Source organism: Streptomyces thermovulgaris, from assembly GCF_002155915.1.
Classification (GTDB): Bacteria; Actinomycetota; Actinomycetes; order Streptomycetales; family Streptomycetaceae; genus Streptomyces; species Streptomyces thermovulgaris.
This window is the reverse complement of sequence record NZ_MUME01000547.1, coordinates 1-2,278: the sequence shown is the minus strand read 5'-3', so window position 1 is coordinate 2,278 and position 2,278 is coordinate 1. Positions and strand designations below refer to the sequence as shown.

Genomic DNA, 2,278 nt, shown 5'->3' with positions numbered 1-2,278 from the left:
TGGTGGAGGTCGGTGTCGGGGTGGGGCCGGGCCTCCCGCCGCGGTCGAGGAACGGCAGCAGCCACAGCAGGGAGCCGGCCGTCACCGCCGCCAGCGCGCCCGTGATCGCGAGGAGCGCACCGCGGCCCGGCCGGCGGCGCTGTTCCTTCCCGCCGGTGACCGTGGCGGCCGAGGACCATGCGGGGCGGAGCGACGACGCGGTGGGCTGCTGCGAGGGGGTGTTCCCCTTGCCTGGAGTGTTCCCCTTGCCTGGAGGGGAGGGCGGCGGAACGTCGGGCCGGGTGGGCGTCGGCCCCGCCGTCGCGTCCCTGCTGAAGTCCAGCGGTCCGGACGCCTGTTCCGACGCCTTCGGTTCCGCGTCCGCCGCCGCCTCCAGGTTCAGCAGCTGTACGGCCCTGCGGCTGACCTGTTCGACCAGACGGGACGGGAGCCAGCCGGCCTCGACCAGGCGGGAGGCGCCCTCGGGGGCGAGGCGGCGGGCCACGTCGCCCGGGGCCGGACGGGCGGCCGGGTCCTTGGCCAGGCAGGCCTGGGCCAGCTCCCGGAGGTCCCCCTCCAGACCGCCCAGCTCGGGCTCCTCGTGGACCACCTTGTACAGCAGCTCCACCGCGGCCTCGCCCGGGAAGGGAGGGTTGCCGGTCGCGGCGTACACGAGGACCGCGCCCAGGGAGAAGACGTCCGCCGCCCCGGTGACGCCCTTGCCCAGGATCTGCTCGGGCGCCATGTAGCCGGGCGAGCCGACCGACACACCGGTGGAGGTCAGGGAGGCCGTGGCGTCGGTGGCGCGGGCGATGCCGAAGTCGATCAGCAGGGGGCCGTCGAGGGTGAGCAGGACGTTGGAGGGCTTCACATCGCGGTGCACCAGACCCAGTTCGTGCACCTTGGCCAGGGCCTCGGCGAGACCGGCGCCCAGGACGCGTACGGAGTGCGACGGCAGCGGGCCGGTCTCCGCGACCGCCGCGGTCAGGGAGGGGCCGGCCACATAGGCGCTGGCGACCCAGGGCACCGGCGCCTCGGGGTCGGCGTCCAGGACCGGCGCGGTCCAGGCGCCGCCCACCCGGCGCGCGGCCGCCACCTCACGGCGGAAGCGGGCGCGGAACTCCTGGTCGTGGGCGAAGTGCGGGTGCACGACCTTCACCGCGACCGTACGGCCGCCCGCGCTGCGGCCCAGGTAGACGCGGCCCATGCCCCCGGAGCCCAGGCGGCCGAGCAGCCGGTAGGGGCCCACGGAGGTGGGCTCGTCGGCTTCCAGCGGCTGCATGTGTCCCTCCCCCGGCTCCCCCGTGCGTTCCTACAGCAGAGTAGTGCGCTGCCGTCGCACGGGGTCCTACGGCCGCAGCAGCTCCACCTTCACGTCCGACGGGAAGCCGGTCGTCGGGCCGACCCGGCGCGCGAACTCGGCGACCGCCGACAGCTGCGGCTCGCCGAAGCTGAAGTCCAGGGTGGTGAAGTACTGCTCGAGGACCTGCTGGTCGAAGGGCTCCCAGCGGGCCGCCTGTTCGGCGACCTTGGTGACCTCCTCCAGGGACAGGTTGCGGGAGGCCAGGAAGGCCTCGTGGACCTTGCGGGTGATGTCCGGCTCGCGCTCGAAGTAGTCGCGGCGCGCCGCCCAGACCGCGAAGACGAACGGCAGGCCCGTCCATTCCTTCCACAGCTGTCCCAGGTCGTGCACGTCCAGGCCGTAGCGCGGGCCGTCGTGCAGATTGGCGCGCAGGGCCGCGTCGCCGATGAGCACCGCGGCCTCCGCCTCCCGCATCATCAGGCTCAGGTCGGGCGGGCAGGTGTAGTAGTCCGGCGCGACCTCGAACCGCTCGGCCAGCAGCAGCTGGGCGAGGCGGACGGAGGTGCGGGAGGTCGATCCGAGGGCGACCCGGGCGCCGTCGAGCCGGTCCAGCGGGAGCTGCGAGACGATCACGCAGGACATCACCGGACCGTCGCAGCCGACGGCGATGTCGGGGAAGGCGATCAGATCGTCCGCGTGCCTGAGGAACTCGACGAGGGTGATCGGCCCGATGTCGAGGTCGCCCTGCACCAGCTGCTCGCTGAGCTTCTCCGGGGTGTCCTTCGTCAGCTCGAAGTCGAGGAGCGTGCCCGTTCTCGCGAGCCCCCAGTACAAGGGGAGGCAGTTGAGGAACTGGATGTGGCCCACACGTGGCCGGCTGCGAGAGTTGTCCACATCGCGAGACTAGACCCTCTCCCCCGCGGCCCCGCCGCCACCCCCTTCACCGCTGCCTTCACCGCTGCCTTCACCGCTCCCTTCCCTGCTGGTCCTCACCGC

The 2,278-nt window shown here is 73.4% G+C and carries 2 protein-coding genes; both read right to left on the bottom strand.

Annotated elements, in window-relative coordinates:
* Nucleotides 1–1,261: serine/threonine-protein kinase (locus CCN35_RS27235; protein ID WP_086794687.1), on the bottom strand; the 1,261-nt coding region annotated here is incomplete at its 3' end.
* A gap of 66 nt (nucleotides 1,262–1,327) precedes the next feature.
* Nucleotides 1,328–2,176 carry a menaquinone biosynthetic enzyme MqnA/MqnD family protein gene (locus tag CCN35_RS27230; RefSeq protein WP_067395346.1) on the bottom strand — a complete coding sequence of 283 codons (849 nt, stop codon included), beginning with the start codon at nucleotides 2,174–2,176 and terminating at the stop codon, nucleotides 1,328–1,330.
* Nucleotides 2,177–2,278 lie beyond the last annotated feature (102 nt).